This is a genomic window from Lysinibacillus sp. RS11, from assembly GCF_042019215.1.
GTDB lineage: Bacteria > Bacillota > Bacilli > Bacillales_A > Planococcaceae > Lysinibacillus > Lysinibacillus xylanilyticus_A.
In genome coordinates, this window is the sequence record NZ_CP168124.1 from 2,829,214 (window position 1) to 2,848,847 (window position 19,634).

Below are 19,634 nucleotides of genomic sequence, written 5' to 3' on the forward strand. Positions count from 1 at the left end.
ACTCACATACTGTGCACCAAGGCTTGCTTGAATTAAATGACGGTTAATAGCATTTAATTACGCTTTTACTGATGCGTCTAATACATCTGCCGCCCCAGTTGCTTGGCGATTTCAATTTTCTCTGCTGTGTTTAGGTTCATACCAGCAGATTGTTCGCCGTCGCGAAGTGTTATATCGAAAATATCAATTTTTCGCACTTGCAGCTACTTCTCTCACAACTTTTTCCTTACCTTCGTTGATGAATGGCATCATAGCACGTAATTTAGCACCAACTTCTTCGATTTGGTGATTTGCACCCGCTTCTTTGAATTTTGTATATTCTGGACGACCGTTTTCATTTTCCTGAATCCAACGGCGAGCAAATGTACCATCTTGAATATCTGTTAATACATCTTTCATTCGAGCTTTTACAGAGTCATCAATGATACGTGGTCCTGCAACATAGTCACCCCACTCAGCTGTATCGGATACGGAGTAACGCATTGTTGCCATACCACCTTCAAACATTAGATCAACGATTAATTTCAATTCGTGAAGTGTTTCAAAGTATGCTAACTCTGGTTGGTAACCTGCTTCTACTAATGTTTCGAAACCTGCTTTTACTAATTGTGTAGCACCACCACAAAGTACTGCTTGCTCACCGAATAGATCAGTTTCCGTTTCTTCTTTGAACGTTGTTTCAAGTAATCCACCACGCGCAGCACCGATTCCTTTACCGTATGCAAGGGCTATATCTTTTGCTTGACCAGTTGCATCTTGGTGAATTGCGAATAAGCCTGGTACACCAGCACCTTCTTGGAACTGACGACGCACTAAGTGTCCTGGACCTTTCGGTGCAACTAAGAATACGTCAACATCTGCTGGTGGTGTAATTTGACCGAAGTGAATGTTGAAGCCATGTGCAAACATAAGTGCTTTACCTGCTTCAAGATGTGGAGCGATTTCAGCCTCATATACAGCTTTTTGACGCTCATCAGGAAGTAAAATTTGGATTACATCTGCTTCTTGTGCTGCTTCAGCAACAGTTTTTACATCTAATCCATCCGCTTTTGCTGCATCGAAAGATCCGCCTGGACGAACTCCTACTACTACATCGAATCCTGATTCTTTAAGGTTTAATGCATGCGCATGACCTTGTGAGCCATAACCGATGATTGCGATTTTTTTTCCTTTTAATACTTCCTCGTTGATGTTTTGATCATAGTACATTGTAGCCATAGTTTGTTTCCTCCTAAATTTGGGTTAATTTTTTTTAACTCTAGATGCACGGTACCAAAAAGTGCTATGCATCTAAAGCTATCCATTTTATATGCCAACTATTTTAAAATAGAGAGCTGCGTATTTGAGATTTTTTGTGTTTCACGTACTGATGCAGTAGCTCCTGTACGCGTTAATTCTTTAATACCATAAGGTCGAATTAGTTCAATAAATGCATCAATCTTATCTGGATGTCCTACTACTTGATATGTGACAACGTTTTTCGCTGTATCAATAATTTGTGGACGGAATGGTTCAACAATTGAATTCATTTCCAGTCGTAAGTTTGGTGGTGAAATTACTTTCACAAGTGCTAACTCGCGTAATACGATCGATTTATCTGTAATGTCATTGACCTTCAGCACATCAATTTGCTTTGATAATTGCTTCACTAGCTGTTCAATTTTACACTCATCCTCTACGTGTACAACAAAAGTCATTTTCGAAAAGTTTGGCTGTTCAGTATGACCAACTGTGATGGATTCGATATTGAATTGACGCTTCATAAGTAAACCTGTTACACGGTTTAACACACCGCTCTGGTTAATCACTGTTACTGTAATTACTCGTTTCACTTCTTTTTCACCCCAATCATTTCATGTAAACCTTTGCCTGGTGCTACCATTGGGTAAACACATTCCAGCTGTTTCACACGACAATCTATTAACACTGGATCATCAGAAAGTAGTGCTTCACGGAAAATACTTTCCGCCTCGTCGATTGTGTCAATTCGATAGCCTTTAATGCCATATGCATCAGCTAATTTAACAAAATCTGGTTGAATCGGCATAAGCGATGATGAATAACGCTCCTCATAGAACGTCTCTTGCCATTGGCGTACCATTCCAAGACAGCTATTATTTAAAATCACCACTTTTACTGGTAAGTTGAATTCTTGTAGCAGAGAAAGTTCTTGTGCAGTCATTTGGAATCCTGCATCCCCTACAATGGATACAACTTTTTTGTCTGGCTTCGCAAACTGGGCGCCAATTGCAGCTGGGAAACCGAAGCCCATCGTACCAAGTCCACCAGACGTTACCCATCCATGATCATTGTTTAAGCGATAATACTGTGCAGCCCACATTTGATGCTGCCCAACGTCTGTAGTGACAATCGCGTCACCTTCTGTAATTTTATGCACAAGCTCTAATGCTTCCTGCGGTAAAACTTCTTTATCGCCCTGCTTCTTGCTATACCATAATGGATATTCGTTTGCATGATTATTTAAGAATGCTAGCCATTCTGTTGTGTCCGGACCCTTGAAGTCTTTTTTCAATAATGCTTTTAATGCTTCTTTGGCATCTGCAACAATTGGAATATCGGTTGGAACATTTTTTCCAATTTCCGCCGGGTCAATATCAATGTGTACGATCGTTGCATTCGGAGCAAATGTTGCTAAATCACCAGTTAAACGGTCATCAAAACGCGCACCAATATTCAACAATAAATCTGATTTTGTAATAGCTGTATTCGCTGTTACAGTTCCATGCATTCCAGCCATTCCGATGAATAATTCATGTTCTCCATGAATTGAACCAAGCCCTAATAAAGTGTTCGTTACTGGGATACGATATTTCTCAGCCAATGCTGTTAGTTCCTCACGTGCATCTGCAAAGAGTACACCAGCTCCAGCTAAAATTAGTGGATTTTTAGCCAATGAAATTGCTTGAATAGCCTTTTGAATTTGTAAATAGTTCGGTTTGTATGTTGGCTGATAACCCGGTAAATATATTTCTTCAGGTGCTTGAGGTGGATTCTCCACATCAAATAACATTTGGGAAACGTTTTTCGGGAAATCGACAACAACAGGACCCTTTCGACCAGTGCTTGCAATATGGAACGCTTCTTTTACAATACGTGGGATATCATTGACATCTTGCACCTGATAGTTGTGCTTTGTGATTGGTGTTGTAATTCCCATAATGTCTGCTTCTTGGAAAGCATCTGTACCAATTACAGAGGTTGCTACTTGGCCTGTGAAAATAACTAATGGGATGGAATCAATCATCGCATCAGCAATACCAGTTACTAGGTTTGTTGCTCCTGGACCACTTGTTGCAATTACAACACCAGGTTTATTGGAAACACGTGCATATCCTTCCGCTGCATGGATTGCACCTTGTTCATGTCTAGTTAAAATATGACGAACCGGATTTTTATACATTGCATCATAGATTGGTAGTACCGCTCCACCTGGGTACCCAAAAACAATTTCAACGCCTTGTTCATGCAATGCTTGCACTAATACGTCCGCACCATCTTTCGCTTGATAGGTTTGTTCAGCTTTTGCTGTTGTTGCTAATTCTTCTTTTTCATTGATAGAAACATTCGCACTCATCAAATCTGCCTCCTTCTTATCATTCAATTTCACATTAGCGATGCGCATCATTGAAGTGTCACTAGCTGGATGTCTCCTTGAAAAGGGACTCTTGCTAACATCGTCAAAAATAATAAAAAGCCTTTTTCTCCACACGCAAAGAACTACCTTACGTAGGGATGAAAAAGACTTTCCATGGTACCACCCTTCTTTATAGCAAATAATTGCTACCTCGTGAACAAATGTAAGCATTTATGCACCCATACGAGAAAAATTCGCATTCAATACCGTGTCATAAATCATTTATTCATTAATAACGAGCACTTCGATTATGCCCGGAGCTATCTAATGGCGAAAACGCGTTTAATAGCTCGCTCCGAGGGGATGTCAGATCTAGTTGTATCGCCGGCTTCCAGCACGACCGGCTCTCTGGTAAATACAAGGCTCTAGAACCTTTAACCTCATCAACGCTTTATCTTTTTCAATTGTGCCTTGGCATAATTGCGTCTGGAATCGGCTTTGTGCTTGCACAAAGAACTCCTTTCCGATTCCATGACATCCGCCGGAGGCTTTAACTTCTGAAAGAAGTTAAATTTTCATAACGCCACCTGTAGAAGCGTTTGTTACTAATTTTGAATATCTTGCTAGCCAACCGCGTTTAATTTTCGGTTCAAATACCGGTAGTTTTGCACGACGTTCAGCTAATACTTCATCTGAAACTTCTAAATTGATTGTTCGATTTGGTAGATCAATTGTGATCACATCACCATTTTCTACTAAAGCGATTGGACCGCCTTCTGCTGCTTCTGGTGAAATATGACCGATTGAAATACCGCGAGATGCACCTGAGAAACGACCGTCAGTAATTAATGCAACTTTTGTTCCGAGACCACGCCCTTGAATTGCAGAAGTTGGTGCAAGCATTTCAGGCATCCCTGGGCCACCTTTAGGTCCTTCGTAGCGAATGACGACTACATGGCCCTCTTTAACCGTCCCATTATCGATATTTTCCTGTGCTGCTTCCTGCGAATCAAAGACGATTGCTTCGCCTCTGAATACTTTAATAGAAGGGTCTACAGCTCCTACTTTAATAACAGATCCTTGCGGAGCGATATTGCCAAATAACACCGATAAACCACCAACTGGGCTATAAGGATTGTCTTTCGTACGAATAACTTGATCATTTGTAATATGATAATCCTTTACAAGCTCAGCCATTGTCACTCCTGCAACTGTTGGACGATCAGGATGAATAGCACCTGGAATAGATGTCAATTCATTAATGATGGCACTAACGCCACCTGCTTTATTAATATCATCCATTGAAATATCTGAAGCAGGCATAATTTTTGCTAGATATGGAACACGCTCTGCAACTTTATTAATATCTTCAATGTTATAATCGATTTCAGCTTCATTGGCGATTGCTAAAGTATGGAGGACTGTGTTTGTCGAACCACCCATCGCCATATCGAGTGCAAATGCATCATCAATTGCTTCTTTTGTAATAATGTCACGTGGCTTGATGTCCTCTTTAATCATACGGACTAATTGTTTAGCAGCTTCTTTAATAAGCTGATGACGTTCTTCAGAAGTAGCTACGATTGTGCCATTACCTGGTAATGCTACTCCTAGCATCTCCATTAAGCAGTTCATAGAGTTTGCTGTAAACATTCCTGAACATGAACCACATGTAGGGCATGCATTGTTTTCAATATCTAACAGCTCTTCAGCTGACATTTTTCCTGATTTAAGAGCCCCTACACCTTCAAAAACCGAAGTTAATGAAAGTTGCTTGCCTGTAGCAGAAGTACCAGCCTCCATTGGACCACCAGAAACGAAGATTGATGGTACGTTAGTACGAACTGCTGCCATTAACATTCCAGGTGTAATCTTGTCACAGTTTGGGATATAGAATACACCATCAAACCAGTGTGCATTAATAACTGTCTCTGCAGAGTCTGCGATAATTTCACGACTTGGTAATGAATAACGCATACCTATATGACCCATTGCTATACCATCATCTACACCGATTGTATTAAATTCGAATGGAATACCACCCGCTTCAATAATGGCCTCTTTGACAACATCAGCAAATGTACGTAAATGAACGTGACCTGGAATAATGTCGATATAAGAATTACAAACCCCAATAAATGGCTTGCCTAAATCTTTTGCTTTTACTTTGCCTGTTGCATATAAAAGACTTCGATGTGGCGCACGATCTACGCCTACTTTAATCATGTCACTTCTCATTTTAAACGCCCCTCATTTATTGCTATGTTCGTTGCTTTATACAAAATGTTCTGTCTATTTTGTATTTGTGTATAAGTTAATTGACTTAAAGACAACTAACTGCTGTAACGAACGTGTTAAATTGTTGTAATCATAGTACGAAAAAAAGGTCTCGTCAACACTATTTTTGAATTATTTAAACAATTCAAACAATCCAATAAATTTTGAAATCGTTTTCATGCTGACTAAGCATCACTTTTATCTCGATTTGATAAATATTTTGACATTTCGTTCAAATTTAAATTTTTTCAATAATCTTTTAAATTATTCAAAAGCAATTGGTTAGCTAGATAATAAGATTACACTTACAATGTGAATAATTTTCTTAAGTAGCCTGTAAAAAACACATGTTCTGGATCATATTGACGACGAATCGCTAAAAATTTTTCGATATCTGGATATAACTCATACACGTATTTAGCTGTTAAATGATTTTGTTTACCCCAATGTGGTCGTCCCTTATACTTTTTCATCATTGTGTGAACCCATTCAAAATAGGGCTCTTCTGGCAGTCCTTTATACATGTGAAAGGCAATAAATGCTGATTCTTGACCTTGGGTAGGACTTAAATAACCTGCTTCGCCTGCCGATGTCCGACATTCTAACGGAAAATGTACATTAAAAATCCCTCTTTTCAAGGTTGCGTGTATCTCTTCCATGCATGCCTCAAATTGCACTAATGGAATAGCATATTCACTTTCTTGGAACTTTACGCTACGTGGAGACGGATATATTTCATAACTGATCCCCGTTTTCTCACCTTCAACAACATTGGCTGCTGCTAATTTACTCATAGCGCCACTTAGCGAAGGTCTCCATTTACAAAGCTCTGAAATAGCATAAAAAGCACCGTTCTCTACTATTTGAAGTTTCAATGTTTCCATTCTCTTACTCCAATCACTCTGATAAACAGGTGCTACAGCATTCATACGCTTCACTTGAATGGTTTCACTACCAGGGAAATAAAACCACTCAACATGTCGATATTGTCGAATATCTTCAGAAAATATTGCCAGTCCATTTGCTAAAGTATCTCTGGTGCCCACATAATGTAAGCTGTATAGCGGCATCACCCTAATCGTTACTTGCACAAGCACACCAAGCATGCCAAGTGAAACATGCAAAGCTTCCGATAAATCATCCATTCCTCTAGTATGCTCTCTATAAGTCCCTGTGCCATCAACAAAGCCCCATCTTGTTACGGTAGAAGATAACGAACCAAGTGTTACACCTGTTCCATGGGTGCCTGTTGATACCGCTCCTGCAATCGTTTGCTCCTGAATATCCCCCATATTTATAAGGGCTAAGCCATATTGCGCAAGTAATGGTCCAATTTCATATAAATACGTGCCAGCCCAAAGTGTCGCTTCTTGCTTCTCCTTATTCACAGCTATGAGCCCACGCATATTATGTAAAGAAAGTGCTATATGCTCAGGCATTGCAACAGCGCTAAAGGAATGAGCTGCACCTGTTACACGAATCGTTTTTCCTGATTCACGTGCATGCTTCACGATTTTTGTAACTTCTTCAATGGATTGAGGTAAGTACATCTCGGACGGATATGAGATGACATTATTAGCCCAGTTCGTCCACTTCTCTCCATTTTTCCACTTATCTATAGAAAACATTGTCCATCCCCCCTATAGGTTGTATAAGTTCCTATATACTTGTCCCCTCTAATTCCATGTAACACTTGAAATCTTTCACACAATTCACCAGCCTTCGCATGTCGAAAATACAGCGTGTCTCCCACATTAACTTTTTTACGATTAACTTTAACGGGTGTCTGAACTTCTCCTACTCCTTCTAAACTAAGATACGAAAAAAAGGTTGGTTCATAGAATACAGGTAATCGATCAATACTGATTGCACCCGAGGCGGTATAACCCCCACCATGACAAACAACAATATTTTTTTCTGGTTTTCTTGTTACCCTTAAAGCAAATCCAGCTGCTTTTTCAAGCTGTAAATGCGTAAATTGGTCAAATAAAGCTGGTGCATAAAACGCGGAACCAACCGTAATTTCTGTTACCTCCTTCTGTTGTGCCGTGTAGGCCATACTTCCTGAGCCACCACCATTTACAAAACGTAAGTTTGGGAAATACGCTTTTACATGGGCAATTGCTAATCTACGAAACTGGGTAACTTGCTTTTTTGCTTGCAATTGCATGACTTCTATAATTCTTCCTTTAACTGTATTTGCTGGACGATTACCGACTCCTGCAATTTGAGCCTCGTAACCCATCGCACCTACTACTTCAATAAACGGTTGATTTTTAATATATTCGAGAAATAGTGTTAGTAGCTCAAGTGAATGAAGTGAAGAGCGTTTTGTACCAAAATAAAGGAGCTTAAAATCATTGGATACATTAATATCAATGCATACACGCGCACGAACGCCTAACTCTTGCCCTAGCTCAGCTAAAAATTCGACATGCTCCTGCTTATCCACCATAAAAGTGACGGTTTTCCCTTCTTTTACAAAGTGCAATAACTGTCGAACAGCAGCTTCTTCCATCACTGGGTATCCTAGTAGTAAATCATCAAAATGCTGATGAAGTAGAAATATTGTTTCTGCCGCAGTAAACGTCATAAATCCCGTCACATTTGGGAGGTTTTTTTGTAAATAGCGTAATATTTCTACAGAACGAACTGATTTCGTAGCAAGGCGAATATTTTTCTCCCCACAAGCGTTGTGTACAGTTGTAATGTTGTTATCTAGCGCATCAAAGTCCAACCAAGCAAATGGACGCTCTAGTTCACGGAACACTCGATCAAATCTAGTTGTCATCCTATCACTCCTCTTTTTGTACTATATATCTGATATTCGTTAGAGACATTCCTTTTATTAGGTGCTATTTAGTATCCTCTATGCAAATTCTGGTTCATCATCATAACGTGTGGTTTATTTCCGTTCCGACTGGGGCGTCCAACCTCCACTCCAATTAACTTATATACAAGGTATATGTCTTAACAAATGTCATCCATAATTTTGGATAATGAGCACAAATTCTCTCAAGACAATAAAAAACAACCGTGGACATAATCTAATTTGTCTTCACGGTTGTTTTAGAATTGGACAAGCATTTAACTCACCTTTCTATTTTATTTAAGAGATTACGAGGCTAATAAAAAATCTGCTGCTATATTTAACATTACTAACAAATGTAAGCCTGCAATAAGAAATCCTTGTCGATTTAAACGTTTCATAGCTGTCATATTCATATAAAACACTCTCCTTTTTTCACATTATACTCTCAGAAAAATCAATTTTCAAACTATTCTTAATATTAAATTAGAATCATTTTTCTGACAAACAGGCCCAAATATGGCATGAAAAAAGTGAAATTATACCTATTAGGAGAGTGAAAAAGTTGAAAAAGGCTCTATTAGTTGTTGATTATACGTATGATTTTGTAGCCACTGATGGAAAACTAATATGTAGTGAGCCCGGTCAAGCATTAGATCAATCTCGCCTTGGCGTAATTGCCACTGACGCTTTGCTTTCGCTACAGAAAACATTTGCCGCTTTCGCGCAGAAAAAACCGTGTTGCTGACGCTTCGCTTTCGCACAGATAAATTGCCACTGGATGTGCGCTCTTAGACTGAGTTCCTCTATTCCAGTAGATGTTGTTGGACACCACTGAAAAGGAATCACATTCGCATTCATCTAACACCTTTAGAGGCGGGAGTTTTACGCTGAATGAAGGTAAAACACGTTATAGCGCATTTGCCGGAACCAATTTATCGATTTTATTCAATGAAAGAGGTATCAAAGGAATTCATTTAGTTGGCGTTTGTACTAATATTTGTATTTTACATACAGCAGTTGATGCTTATAATTTGGGCATTTCAACGGTTGTTTATGCAGATGATGTTGCAAGTTTTGATGCTGCAGGTCATGAATGGGCATTACGTCATTTTGACCATAGGTTAGGCGCAACAGTTGTTAAGTCATAAAAACCAATTCGCGAAATTGTAATGATTACCAAAGAAGCTGGACGCGTTTAATCTGTTCCTTTCAGGGCATAACTAAGCAATCGCCATTATATCTTAATTTTAAGGAGATGAAAAAAATGATTAGCTTCATTTGGTATTTAATCATTGGCGGGCTTTTAGGTTGGTTAGCAGGCGTCATTATAGGTAAAGATGTACCTGGCGGCATCGTTGGAAATATTGTTGCAGGGATTGTCGGTTCTTGGATCGGTAGTATGGTTCTTGGGAACTGGGGTTGGCAAGTTAGTGATTTTTACGTATTCCCAGCATTAATTGGTGCTATCGTGCTGATCTTCATTGTAAGCATTATTTTAAAAAGTATGCACAAAGCAACCTAAATATGAATAAAGAGCCATCTTTTTTGATGGCTCTTTATTTGTTTTTGAAAAACCTGATTCAAGGAAATGATGAGAATAATTAACTCGCTTTCTTATGGGTGCCGAGTATTGAAATGGAACGTAAACCAACTTAGGTACCTTTTTGAATGGCACTTTATTTTACTTTTCTTTATTTAAAACGACTGCTTCCTTTAGCTCATCATGATAGTCATTATACAGATTGAAATAATATAACACATCTTCAACATATTCATCACTGTGATTGTACTGAAATACGGCTTGCTTCACATCTCCATCTGCCGCACCATTTTTCGCTAAATAATTCGCTGCACTAAATATAGCGTCCTCAATATCATAAGGATCCGCAACGCCATCCCTGTTAGCATCTACACCAAAACCACCATATTTTTTTATCGTTCCTGGATTCATTAATTCAGCTTTCGGTATATCTCCTTTTCCGAGTCCAGAGCAGGAAGGATGTTGCCAGCCAACAAATGTACAGGGCATAAATTGTAAATGACCTTCTGCCCCGGCTGGTGAAACAAGTGACTTCATCGTGGAAAAGCGTGTTTCAATTCGATGATGGGCGGCAAGTAAAGTCCAGGGTACACCGTATTTCTCTTCCGCCGCTACATAAATGGGAATATACTGCTCAGGAATTTCCATATCAAAATTTTGTTGAATTTCTTCTATTGCCTTTTGTTGCGCTAAATCTTCAAATATCGGTAATGTTTGAAGCTCCTTCCATGCAAAAAAAGCAAATACATAAACAGTTATCGCTATTGGTATTAATAATGCTATCATTCCCAATTGGGCGGAAGACGATAACATCGGTTTTTTCTTCTTTTTTTTCGCCATATGTCACACCTAATCTTGTATTCTATCAGGTGTGTTGATTAACCATTTTTATACATTCGAATAGGCTGATTTCCGCTACGGGCTACTCGCTTTCCTTCGAGCGAGCGCCGAGCCGCTTCCTCCGCTAAAGGAACGAAGGCTAAGAGCGTCACGTCCTGTGACAATACCTTCGTGACCAACATCGTGTTGGCCCCAGGGTCTCGTCTGTCTCTCTTTTACGTGGGAAGCTTTGCTCTACGACGTGAGCGAAGCGGCAGGAGCACTCGAGTAGCCCTACGCTACAATCAGTTAAAATGGGTATATATTTACAAAACAGCAACAAAAAAATCTTTTATATCGCTCAATAATAAATCTATTTTTCCTAATCAACACAACTGATAATCTCTTTCTATATTACCAAAATTTCCGTTTTATGTAGTAGATTTTTCAGTATATGTTTACCACTTTAATAATAGTTGAAAAGATAGGGAAAAATATAGTAAAATATAGTTTGATTATTTTATAAGGATAAAAATAGGAGGAATTTATTTTGTGGAAAGACTTTAAAGAATTTGCTATGAAAGGCAATATTGTCGATCTAGCAGTGGCAGTTGTAATTGGTGGTGCTTTCGGTAAAATTGTTACCTCCTTAGTTGAAAATATCATTATGCCGTTAGTCGGTGTTTTAACTGGTGGTATTGATTTAACAAAAAGCTTTGTTTATGGTTCAGGCGAAGCGAAAATTCAATTAGGTGTATTTTTACAGTCAATCATTGACTTTTTAATAATTGCCTTTGCTATCTTCATGGCATTACGAATTATGACAAAGTTAACTCGTAAAAAAGAAGAGGTTGTTGTAGAGGAACCAGCACCAGAATTGGATGCTAAAGAAGAGCTTCTAAAAGAAATTCGAGATTTATTAAAAAAAGAGCAAGCTTAAATTATATTTAATTAAGAATCTGTTTTTTTCTTGGATCAACCGAGGAAATAGGCAGATTCTTTTTGTTTAATAGATTTATTCCCTTTAAGGTAGGAATTTCATGGTTCAAAAATAGTAACCTGATGACTTTACTTTTTAACCCTAAAAAACGTCCTTCAATTCTCCTCCTTTTAACATATCCTACTATTCCTAGGTGATTTCCTATAAATAATATCACCAATTTTCTGAAATTATCTTGTTCTTCTTTAGTATACATGTTAAATTGATAACAATTATTTAGAATATGGGAAATGAGTTCTAGTCTAACAGTATTTTTTTGACTTCCCGTTATTATGATGAAGAAAAGAGTGACGACATGACAAACAACAGAAGCATTGAAACAAAACTTGTACAACTTGGTAATTTAAGTGATCCGAGAACAGGCGCTGTCAGCCCACCAATTCATTTATCGACAGCATATAAACATACAGGAATCGGTGAATCCACTGGTTTTGATTATGCACGTACCAAAAATCCAACTCGTGCCCTATTAGAAGCTGGAATTGCTGATTTAGAGGGCGGAGACATGGGCTTTGCCTGTAGCTCTGGTATGGCAGCCATTCAACTAGTTCTATCATTGTTTAAGCCTGGTGATGAATTAGTGGTACCTGATGATTTATATGGAGGTACATATCGACTTTTTAATTTCTTCGAAGAGACATATAATATTAAGCCTGTTTACTCTAAATTTGAATCAGTTGAGCAAGTAGAAGCTGTAATCACTGACAATACACGTGCCCTTTTCATCGAAACGCCAACAAACCCACTTATGCAGGAATTTGATTTAGAAGTGTATGCTGAATTAGCTCATAAGCATGGCGCATGGTTAATTGTAGATAACACATTCTATACACCTTATTTCCAACGCCCTATCGAGTTAGGTGCAGATATTGTCCTTCATTCAGCTACTAAATATATCGGCGGACATAATGATGTATTAGCTGGTTTAGTTGTTGCAAAAGGAGCAGAATTAGCTGAACGTATTGGCTTTATTCACAACGGTAGCGGTATGGTATTAGGTGCGATGGATTCCTGGTTGCTGATTCGTGGCTTAAAAACGATGCATCTTCGATTAAAGCAGCACGATGCAAATGCGAAAGCAATTGCTGCCTATTTAGAGGAAGAAGAACTTGTGACAGACGTGCTGTATACAGGAAAAGGTGGCATGCTATCATTCCGCTTGCAACAAGCTGAGTGGATTGACCCATTCCTTCGTAACTTGAAGCTAATTACTTTTGCCGAAAGTCTTGGTGGTGTTGAAAGCTTTATTACATATCCTGCCACTCAAACACATGCAGATGTGCCTTACGAAGAACGTATTGAACGTGGTGTATGTGACAGATTACTGCGCTTCTCAGTTGGAATAGAAGAGGTTGAAGATTTAATTGCTGACTTAAAACAAGTATTCGATATCCTTAGAAAAGAGGCATAAAGATGAAGCAACATATTGAAACAAGCCTTATTCACGCTGGGGTTCGTGACGGCTATGAAAATAAAAAGGGTGCGGTTAATGTGCCTATGTATTTATCATCTACTTTCCATCAAGAGAGTATCGATGAATTTGGTGAATATGATTATGCGCGATCTGGAAACCCTACACGTGATGCACTAGAAAAAGCAGTCGCAGAGCTTGAAGGTGGTGTACGTGCACATGCATTCTCTTCTGGGATTGCTGCAGTTTCAGCGGCATTAATGCTACTTTCTCAAGGTGATCATATTGTGATTACTGAGGATGTTTATGGTGGAACGTACCGCTTTGTTTCCAAAGTTTTACCACGTTTTGGTATTTCCCATACTTTCGTTGATTTTACAGATTTAGCAGCGGTTGAAGCAGCCATTACTCCAGCAACAAAGCTGCTTTATATGGAAACACCGTCGAATCCAACACTTGGCATCACAGATATTCGCGGAATTGTTGCTCTAGCCAAACAGCATCATTGTTTAACGTTTTTAGATAATACTTTTATGACACCTTTACACCAACGTCCACTTGAGTTAGGCGTCGATGTTGTTATTCATAGTGCTACAAAGTTTTTATCTGGGCACTCCGATATTATCGCAGGATTGACAGTAACTGCTGACGAAAAGCTTGGTCAGGAGCTGTACTTTATCCAAAATTCATTCGGCAATATATTAGGTGTACAGGACTGCTTTACTCTTTTGCAAAATATTAAAACAACAGATGTGCGTTTTAGTCGTTCTGCTGAATCAGCACAAAAGATTGCGGAATTTTTAGCTGAAAATTCCCTTGTCGAGCAAGTATACTATCCAGGACTTGCATCTCATCCTGGCTATGAGATTCATCATCGTCAAGCCACGAGTGCAGGTGCAGTACTATCCTTCCGTCTACCAAGCTATGAAGCTGCAAAAGCACTTGTAGAAGCGATGAAAATTCCTGTTTTCGCGGTCTCTCTTGGTGGTGTTGAATCAATTTTATCCTACCCTGCTAAAATGAGCCATGCAGCCATGGAACCCGAAGAACGAGCAAAACGCGGTATTACGGATGGACTATTACGTTTCTCAGTAGGACTAGAGCATGTTGATGATCTGATTGCAGATTTCGCTCAAGCATTAGATGTTGCCGCAAAAGCTTAGAAAATGACAAAACAACCGCGTCTCTTTTATTAGAGACGCGGTTTTGTTCAATTAAATGTAGCTTTTATATAGATGACAAATCAATTTTTCACACGAGCCAATACTCGATGCAAATAATCTCCATGTCCTTGTGCTAGTGTCACTTCCTGCTCGCTTGAGATCCAGTAAAATGAAAACACAAAACCTGACTCGTTTACACCTGTAGGACAATGCTGCCATGTATCTCGATTTTCATTCGTAGTTAAATGATAAAAATAACGTTTTTGCAGAACCCCTGAATGATGATTAAAATAATCTTGAGCAATTAACGCCTTAACTGTTAAATGGGATAAACCTGTCTCCTCAAACATCTCTCGGGTTACAGCCTCTAACGGTGTTTCCCCTTTCTCTACCGTGCCTTTAGGAATTTGAATTCCTGCTCCTTCTGTATTTTGCTCAAATACTAGCACCTGTAACCGACTCTCATGCTCTCTCGTAATATAGCCAAACGCTTTTTCAACAACTTGCATGAAGTCATCCCCCTTCGAGTAATTTAATGTTACAATAAATAGAAAATTTAGAATTGCGTGTGAAAAATGTTGACATTAATTATACGACAGATGGTAGAGAATGACATCATTTTTGTGCAAGAAATTGCCAAGAAAAGCTGGCTTGAGCATACTCTCACTTCGTTCTAGTGATTCTGATTTTTTTATCAGCGATGTTCTAGGTTTTATCAGCGATTCTGGCACTTTTATCAACGATGTTCCAGGTTTTATCAGCGATTCTGGCACTTTTATCAGCGATGTTCCAGGTTTTATCAGCGATTCTGGCACTTTTATCAGCGATGTTCCAGGTTTTATCAGCGATTCTGGTACTTTTATCAGCGATGTTCCAGGTTTTATCAGCGTTTGTGGTTCAAGTATGTAATTTAAGCAAGATTAATATGCTCGGATTGGATGACTAATGCTGTTAACCCTGTACTACTCCTAGATTCATGTGCCTCTCCCGTTTGCCAAAGAACACCGTCTCCAGTCTTTATACTTACTTTCTCTCTATCTTCACCACAAATCCATCCTTCGCCTTGAATAACAATAAATAACTGTGGGACGGGTGCCTCATGCATTCCAACAACACCACCTGGCTCTATATAAATGAAGCCAATATTTGCAGGCTCCACTGTTTTCATGATTTTCGTATAAAAAGCATCTATCGATTGATAATTGTTAATTTGATTGGCCAACTCTTGTGTGAAATTATATATTTTCATGTGATTTGCATGCTCCTTTCTATTAAAAGCTAAAATAGGCTTATCACCAAAACGTGTGGTTGATTTCCGTTCCGACTGGGCGCTTTGTTGCTGTCGCTTCGCTTTCGCACAGATAAAACATTTGCCGCTGACGCTTCGCTTTCGCGCAGAGCAGAGCTTCCTGGGGGCGTCCGATGAGCCGCTTCGCTTCGCTGCAGGGTTTCATCTGTGACGCTGATCCCCAAGGAGTCGCCCAGCATCCACTACAATCAACTAATATACAGGGCATATATTTTAAAAAATGTCGTCCACAACTTTTGGTGATGAGCCATTTGCGAACCATTCTATACATTAAAACATCATCTATATATTCATTGTCATGTAGCTTTATTTTCAAAGCTTTCTTTCCAACTTTATTTTTAACGGTTCTACAACAACTGCTCGACATCATCATAGGTTTGTCGGAATATTTTTGTATCAGGCGTAATACTCATAAAATACTCTTTTACGTTTTCTAACCCGAATTGCTGTTCAAGGGATGACCATTCAGCAGGTGTTAGGAAAACAAAGCCTAATGTATCTGAACCTCTTGATTCCATCCACATGCGTATTTCATAATCAGGCTGTAAAATCTCGTTTAAAGCAATGATAGTTGGATCACAGCTATCATCGGCCTCCATCACCACAAGGGATTTTTTATCACCATAGATAATATATAAATCAACACCTCTCTCATTGTCTACAACATGCTCATACGTCAGCTTCCCTGTATTTAAGAGTTTCTCGCTATAATGGACAATATCAGCATTATCTTCACGCCAGTCAATCCAAAAAACGTGTTCCTCAAATTTTTGATAATCAGTATCAGTTAGATAGTTTTGAATAAATGTAATATCTCGCATTCCATCATCCTCCTTTAAAAACACTGTAAAACAACCCATGCTTTATCAAATTGCTTATTTTTACAATCTTCCTCACGTATCCAGAAGTACAATCTGCCACTATCGCCCCACATTAACCCTAGATCATCCTCGGAATCAAATTGCAGCAGTAATCGCCAATCAGTTGCTCCAGCTTCTAATTCTTTTCGCAAAGGGTCGCTATACCCTGTTGAGTCGCCACAATATAAGCCATTTGTCACCAGTTGACATTCCAAATACATGTCGCCTTGAATCGCATCTGGATAACCGTCTATGCGATGAGTAGCCCTAGACAAATCATCCTCCTCCATCCACTCATATTCAAAATCTCTATAGCTATCCGTCTCCTCTTCATTTAAAATTTCTTGTAATTCCATCGAGTATGGCGAGTCCCATGATGGAAGTGTCAATTCATTTTGAAATTGTAGTGCCGCGCTGTCAATGTTGCCATGCTCGTGTAATGAAGCAGGAATTTCCCTTCTATCCAGGCTACTAGTCTCTTGAGAAAAGTAGAAAACTTTAAAGCCATCATGGTCTTTCGGATCGTATCCCCAAGGTTGCTCGATAGCGTCATAGAAAAAAGACAGTATACCCTCTGCAGGTAATAAACTATTTGTATCGTAAGGCTTGATTTCTTTTAAATTTAGTTGACAAAGAAAATATAACGGTCTATTGTCGTTTGTATGTGGCCATGAGAAATCAGATGGTACATCCGGACAGCCACCAATTTTTGAGCTGCCAATCTGAATTTTTTCGTCAGGTTTTTGGTTTACCATCATTCGAATGGATTCCTTTGCGAGAGGTAATAATTCCTCCGCTTTATGTTCTAAGCCAAATTCCTTTAATCCCTTTTTCAGTTTTTCAACGTTGCTCATTTTCATTCCCCTCCTAAAAATCTATTTATTTCTTCATATATTCATTTTATCAGAGCAAGAATAAAAGTCCCATAAATTAACAACAAATAAAAAAACCCAGAATAAATTCTGGGCATGATGACACTTACTTTTCTAGCATGATTAAAACTGACGGGCTTTTGCTTCACTTCTCAAGATACGGTTATGAAGGGTAATCTCCGTTTCCCCGTTAACTTGAGATTTTGAGTGCTTAATCCTTGACCAGTTGCGGTGGATTTTTTGAGATTTCGGGTCTAAATGTTCAAACCTACTCATTTGCCATCCTCCTCATCATTATAGATTTCATAAGTGAAATCTGAATTAGTATGACCTTGCAAGTAAAAATTATTCAGTTTTTCCCCACACTTCTTGCAATGTACTTCTAAATAACGCATCTAATTTTTGTGTTGGATCATCAACTTTGATATTTAAATTTTTACAGTACGTCTCAATATGCTTTATTTCTTTATCTAAATACTCATTAATACTGTCAATTTTCGGCTCCATATACAGTTCTTCTCCGGCTATTTTTCTCTTTAAAAGTTGCTGAATCTCCGTTTTTAAAGAGCCTTCAGGAATGATTTCATTTAATAATTCTTGAAAATCAATTGGTGGTACCGTTTGGTTTTTTTCAATCCATTTACATGCCAAAACCGGTCTTAGTACATAAAAATATTTTTTCATTTTAACTTCTGAACTTTGCAAATATTCCCGATAGTTGTTTTTAGCCATGTTTAAATAGTGATATAAGCTTGCGTTTGGATAAAATACTTCTTTTTCCAATAATCGTACATTGTCAATGAATGAATATTGCTGATCATAAACAATATTGCTTCGTAACCATTCTAAAAGCGGTGGATTACTTTTACGAAATAGCCTTAATGCTTTTGTTATTTCCCAGCCACTAATATCCAATAAATCATTAATAGGCACTTCAATAACATCTCTCTTAGCACCAATTCCTTGTGGATCTATTGAAAGGTACCACTGTGGTTGATGAATATATATGAAACGAACATCATAATCACTGTCCTTGGAAGGAAATCCCCAAGCGCGACTACCCGATTCTACTGCATATAAAATTTTTATTTGATACTCTTTTTCAATTTCTTTTAATTTATTTAGTATCATTTCTTTCATTTAATACACCACCTTCCAAATTCTTCAAAATATTTAAAAACCTTCTATCACAGCTATAATTGTGGCAGCGGGGAAATTAGTCGATTCTTTTATTGCAATAAAATTTGAAGAATTGTAATACATACAGCCGCTACAATGGGCACTACTTTCAAAGATGTGTAGCCGACTGAAGATGTACATATTGGTTCTAACGGATCCTTCGTTGGTGAGGCTAAATACTGAAGAAAACGTTGCCAGCGACTTTTCTTGTATGTCATTAGTTGCTTGGGAATCTCCACTTTATCGTGATCTAAGCTGTCTTTTAACCATTGCTCCTTTTGAAATTCATCCTTAAGCATCGAAATCCTCCTTTAGCTCTTCCTTTAAAGTCCTTATCGCATTATGTAGCCTCGATTTAACTGTACCAAGCGGAATGGACAAAATTTGTGCAATTTCCTCCTGTGGCAAATCATGATAGTAAACGAGCAAAATAACAGCTCGTTGCTTTTCGGGTAATTGAAGTATCGCCTCTTGTATCGTTAATTTTTCGTCAGTAGACATTCGATGACTTGATGTCGGTACTAAAAACGGGAAGAGCGTACGCCATTTTTTGCGCCGATTCAATTTATTAATCATTAAGCGATAGGCGATTTGAAATAAAAAAGCTTTCACCGTTCCCTTTTGCTGATCCAAATCTTCTTTTATATATTGTAAACGCTCAAAGGTATCTTGCACAATATCAATGCTTAGCTGTTCTTCCCGAGTATAGCGAAATAAAAAGCAGTACAATGGCTCATATAACCGACTATAGAGCTGTTCAAAGCCCTCGATATCGCCACTTTTATAGGCCTCCATCC

General features: G+C 38.5%; 22 protein-coding genes and 3 pseudogenes. 7 read left to right on the forward strand and 18 right to left on the reverse strand.

The genetic code is table 11. The features are described from left to right. Positions 1–89 precede the first annotated feature (89 nt). From AB9L17_RS14510 to AB9L17_RS14540, 7 genes and pseudogenes are all read right to left on the reverse strand, one after another. Positions 90–197: pseudogene (locus AB9L17_RS14510) on the reverse strand (hypothetical protein); the annotation flags it as partial. Further along, entirely contained in the window at positions 184–1,218 is a 1,035-nt protein-coding gene (ilvC, locus tag AB9L17_RS14515; RefSeq protein WP_068984644.1) for a ketol-acid reductoisomerase, read from the reverse strand. The pseudogene AB9L17_RS14510 and the gene ilvC, both read right to left, overlap by 14 nt. A 98-nt stretch (positions 1,219–1,316) precedes the next feature. Further along, positions 1,317–1,832, reverse strand: a complete 516-nt coding sequence (gene ilvN, locus AB9L17_RS14520) for an acetolactate synthase small subunit (RefSeq protein WP_068984645.1) — start codon at positions 1,830–1,832, stop codon at positions 1,317–1,319. After that, positions 1,829–3,595, reverse strand: a complete 1,767-nt coding sequence (ilvB, locus tag AB9L17_RS14525) for a biosynthetic-type acetolactate synthase large subunit (RefSeq protein WP_375199304.1) — start codon at positions 3,593–3,595, stop codon at positions 1,829–1,831. The genes ilvN and ilvB overlap by 4 nt, the downstream gene beginning before the upstream one ends. Positions 3,596–4,162: 567 nt before the next feature. Further along, positions 4,163–5,833, reverse strand: a complete 1,671-nt coding sequence (gene ilvD / locus AB9L17_RS14530) for a dihydroxy-acid dehydratase (protein ID WP_068984647.1) — start codon at positions 5,831–5,833, stop codon at positions 4,163–4,165. Positions 5,834–6,177: 344 nt separating this feature from the next. Further along, positions 6,178–7,500, reverse strand: a complete 1,323-nt coding sequence (locus tag AB9L17_RS14535; protein WP_375199305.1) for a D-arabinono-1,4-lactone oxidase — start codon at positions 7,498–7,500, stop codon at positions 6,178–6,180. After that, a complete protein-coding gene (locus AB9L17_RS14540) occupies positions 7,488–8,663 on the reverse strand; it encodes an amino acid deaminase/aldolase (protein WP_375199306.1) in 1,176 nt (391 codons plus the stop codon). The genes AB9L17_RS14535 and AB9L17_RS14540 overlap by 13 nt, the downstream gene beginning before the upstream one ends. 583 nt (positions 8,664–9,246) lie before the next feature. Between AB9L17_RS14540 and AB9L17_RS14545 the strand changes: the two are divergent. The 3 genes and pseudogenes from AB9L17_RS14545 to AB9L17_RS14555 form a co-directional block, all read left to right on the forward strand. Continuing rightward, a pseudogene (locus AB9L17_RS14545) lies at positions 9,247–9,337 on the forward strand (isochorismatase); the annotation flags it as partial. Between the two features lie 246 nt (positions 9,338–9,583). Further along, positions 9,584–9,832, forward strand: a pseudogene (locus tag AB9L17_RS14550) (cysteine hydrolase family protein); the annotation flags it as partial. A gap of 116 nt (positions 9,833–9,948) precedes the next feature. After that, positions 9,949–10,206, forward strand: a complete 258-nt coding sequence (locus AB9L17_RS14555) for a GlsB/YeaQ/YmgE family stress response membrane protein (protein WP_068984652.1) — start codon at positions 9,949–9,951, stop codon at positions 10,204–10,206. Between the two features lie 159 nt (positions 10,207–10,365). Here AB9L17_RS14555 and AB9L17_RS14560 read toward each other — a convergent pair whose 3' ends face one another. Both AB9L17_RS14560 and AB9L17_RS14565 read right to left on the reverse strand, forming a co-directional pair. After that, positions 10,366–11,064 (reverse strand): lytic transglycosylase domain-containing protein, encoded by a 699-nt coding sequence (locus AB9L17_RS14560; protein ID WP_223553240.1) that lies wholly within the window; start codon positions 11,062–11,064, stop codon positions 10,366–10,368. A gap of 38 nt (positions 11,065–11,102) precedes the next feature. Next, on the reverse strand, positions 11,103–11,246 hold the full coding sequence (locus tag AB9L17_RS14565; protein ID WP_375199307.1) for a hypothetical protein: 144 nt from the start codon (positions 11,244–11,246) through the stop codon (positions 11,103–11,105). A 347-nt stretch (positions 11,247–11,593) separates the two neighbouring features. Between AB9L17_RS14565 and mscL the strand changes: the two genes are divergently transcribed. The 3 genes from mscL (at position 11,594) to metC (ending at position 14,617) form a co-directional block, all read left to right on the forward strand. Further along, positions 11,594–11,983 carry a large conductance mechanosensitive channel protein MscL gene (gene mscL / locus AB9L17_RS14570; RefSeq protein ID WP_068984654.1) on the forward strand — a complete coding sequence of 130 codons (390 nt, stop codon included), beginning with the start codon at positions 11,594–11,596 and terminating at the stop codon, positions 11,981–11,983. A 355-nt stretch (positions 11,984–12,338) separates the two neighbouring features. After that, entirely contained in the window at positions 12,339–13,454 is a 1,116-nt protein-coding gene (locus tag AB9L17_RS14575; RefSeq protein WP_068984655.1) for a methionine biosynthesis PLP-dependent protein, read from the forward strand. Positions 13,455–13,456: 2 nt separating this feature from the next. Beyond that, positions 13,457–14,617: a cystathionine beta-lyase gene (metC, locus tag AB9L17_RS14580; protein WP_375199308.1), complete on the forward strand. Its 1,161-nt coding sequence runs from the start codon at positions 13,457–13,459 to the stop codon at positions 14,615–14,617. Between the two features lie 80 nt (positions 14,618–14,697). On the opposite strand, the gene AB9L17_RS14585 is transcribed toward metC, so the two are convergent. Next, positions 14,698–15,126: an NUDIX hydrolase gene (locus AB9L17_RS14585; protein WP_375199309.1), complete on the reverse strand. Its 429-nt coding sequence runs from the start codon at positions 15,124–15,126 to the stop codon at positions 14,698–14,700. Positions 15,127–15,226: 100 nt separating this feature from the next. On the opposite strand from AB9L17_RS14585, the gene AB9L17_RS14590 reads away from it, so the two are divergent. After that, complete coding sequence (locus AB9L17_RS14590) at positions 15,227–15,526, forward strand: hypothetical protein (protein WP_375199310.1); 300 nt, start codon at positions 15,227–15,229, stop codon at positions 15,524–15,526. A 1-nt stretch (position 15,527) separates the two neighbouring features. Here AB9L17_RS14590 and AB9L17_RS14595 read toward each other — a convergent pair whose 3' ends face one another. The 8 genes from AB9L17_RS14595 to AB9L17_RS14630 form a co-directional block, all read right to left on the reverse strand. Next, entirely contained in the window at positions 15,528–15,866 is a 339-nt protein-coding gene (locus AB9L17_RS14595; protein ID WP_375199311.1) for a cupin domain-containing protein, read from the reverse strand. Between the two features lie 43 nt (positions 15,867–15,909). Then, the gene (locus AB9L17_RS14600) at positions 15,910–16,071 is read right to left on the reverse strand and encodes a hypothetical protein (RefSeq protein ID WP_375199312.1); all 162 of its coding nucleotides are present in this window, start codon (positions 16,069–16,071) and stop codon (positions 15,910–15,912) included. A gap of 202 nt (positions 16,072–16,273) precedes the next feature. Next, positions 16,274–16,747 carry a hypothetical protein gene (locus AB9L17_RS14605; RefSeq protein WP_375199313.1) on the reverse strand — a complete coding sequence of 158 codons (474 nt, stop codon included), beginning with the start codon at positions 16,745–16,747 and terminating at the stop codon, positions 16,274–16,276. A 14-nt stretch (positions 16,748–16,761) separates the two neighbouring features. Beyond that, on the reverse strand, positions 16,762–17,640 hold the full coding sequence (locus AB9L17_RS14610) for a YwqG family protein (RefSeq protein WP_068984660.1): 879 nt from the start codon (positions 17,638–17,640) through the stop codon (positions 16,762–16,764). Between the two features lie 141 nt (positions 17,641–17,781). Beyond that, positions 17,782–17,934 carry a YpzG family protein gene (locus AB9L17_RS14615; RefSeq protein WP_068984661.1) on the reverse strand — a complete coding sequence of 51 codons (153 nt, stop codon included), beginning with the start codon at positions 17,932–17,934 and terminating at the stop codon, positions 17,782–17,784. A 69-nt stretch (positions 17,935–18,003) separates the two neighbouring features. Then, entirely contained in the window at positions 18,004–18,798 is a 795-nt protein-coding gene (locus AB9L17_RS14620; protein WP_375199314.1) for a nucleotidyltransferase domain-containing protein, read from the reverse strand. Between the two features lie 89 nt (positions 18,799–18,887). Continuing rightward, entirely contained in the window at positions 18,888–19,136 is a 249-nt protein-coding gene (locus AB9L17_RS14625) for a hypothetical protein (RefSeq protein WP_375199315.1), read from the reverse strand. Beyond that, positions 19,129–19,632, reverse strand: coding sequence for an RNA polymerase sigma factor (locus AB9L17_RS14630; RefSeq protein ID WP_375200799.1), 504 nt, complete (start codon positions 19,630–19,632; stop codon positions 19,129–19,131). Before AB9L17_RS14630 ends, AB9L17_RS14625 begins: the two co-directional genes overlap by 8 nt. Between the last annotated feature and the right edge of the window lie 2 nt (positions 19,633–19,634).

Excerpts from the sequence above, each read along its gene's own strand:
- ilvC (WP_068984644.1), bottom strand. The coding sequence starts at position 1,218 with ATGGCTACAATGTACTATGATCAAAACATCAACGAGGAAGTATTAAAA.
- metC (WP_375199308.1), top strand. The coding sequence starts at position 13,457 with ATGAAGCAACATATTGAAACAAGCCTTATTCACGCTGGGGTTCGTGAC.
- AB9L17_RS14555 (WP_068984652.1), top strand. The coding sequence starts at position 9,949 with ATGATTAGCTTCATTTGGTATTTAATCATTGGCGGGCTTTTAGGTTGG.
- AB9L17_RS14590 (WP_375199310.1), top strand. The coding sequence starts at position 15,227 with ATGACATCATTTTTGTGCAAGAAATTGCCAAGAAAAGCTGGCTTGAGC.
- AB9L17_RS14600 (WP_375199312.1), bottom strand. The coding sequence starts at position 16,071 with ATGAAACCCTGCAGCGAAGCGAAGCGGCTCATCGGACGCCCCCAGGAA.
- AB9L17_RS14595 (WP_375199311.1), bottom strand. The coding sequence starts at position 15,866 with ATGAAAATATATAATTTCACACAAGAGTTGGCCAATCAAATTAACAAT.
- AB9L17_RS14560 (WP_223553240.1), bottom strand. The coding sequence starts at position 11,064 with ATGGCGAAAAAAAAGAAGAAAAAACCGATGTTATCGTCTTCCGCCCAA.
- AB9L17_RS14630 (WP_375200799.1), bottom strand. The coding sequence starts at position 19,632 with ATGGAGGCCTATAAAAGTGGCGATATCGAGGGCTTTGAACAGCTCTAT.
- AB9L17_RS14615 (WP_068984661.1), bottom strand. The coding sequence starts at position 17,934 with ATGAGTAGGTTTGAACATTTAGACCCGAAATCTCAAAAAATCCACCGC.
- AB9L17_RS14565 (WP_375199307.1), bottom strand. The coding sequence starts at position 11,246 with ATGTTGGTCACGAAGGTATTGTCACAGGACGTGACGCTCTTAGCCTTC.
- ilvD (WP_068984647.1), bottom strand. The coding sequence starts at position 5,833 with ATGAGAAGTGACATGATTAAAGTAGGCGTAGATCGTGCGCCACATCGA.
- AB9L17_RS14620 (WP_375199314.1), bottom strand. The coding sequence starts at position 18,798 with ATGAAAGAAATGATACTAAATAAATTAAAAGAAATTGAAAAAGAGTAT.
- AB9L17_RS14575 (WP_068984655.1), top strand. The coding sequence starts at position 12,339 with ATGACAAACAACAGAAGCATTGAAACAAAACTTGTACAACTTGGTAAT.
- AB9L17_RS14625 (WP_375199315.1), bottom strand. The coding sequence starts at position 19,136 with ATGCTTAAGGATGAATTTCAAAAGGAGCAATGGTTAAAAGACAGCTTA.
- ilvB (WP_375199304.1), bottom strand. The coding sequence starts at position 3,595 with ATGAGTGCGAATGTTTCTATCAATGAAAAAGAAGAATTAGCAACAACA.
- AB9L17_RS14585 (WP_375199309.1), bottom strand. The coding sequence starts at position 15,126 with ATGCAAGTTGTTGAAAAAGCGTTTGGCTATATTACGAGAGAGCATGAG.
- AB9L17_RS14605 (WP_375199313.1), bottom strand. The coding sequence starts at position 16,747 with ATGCGAGATATTACATTTATTCAAAACTATCTAACTGATACTGATTAT.
- AB9L17_RS14610 (WP_068984660.1), bottom strand. The coding sequence starts at position 17,640 with ATGAGCAACGTTGAAAAACTGAAAAAGGGATTAAAGGAATTTGGCTTA.
- AB9L17_RS14540 (WP_375199306.1), bottom strand. The coding sequence starts at position 8,663 with ATGACAACTAGATTTGATCGAGTGTTCCGTGAACTAGAGCGTCCATTT.
- AB9L17_RS14535 (WP_375199305.1), bottom strand. The coding sequence starts at position 7,500 with ATGTTTTCTATAGATAAGTGGAAAAATGGAGAGAAGTGGACGAACTGG.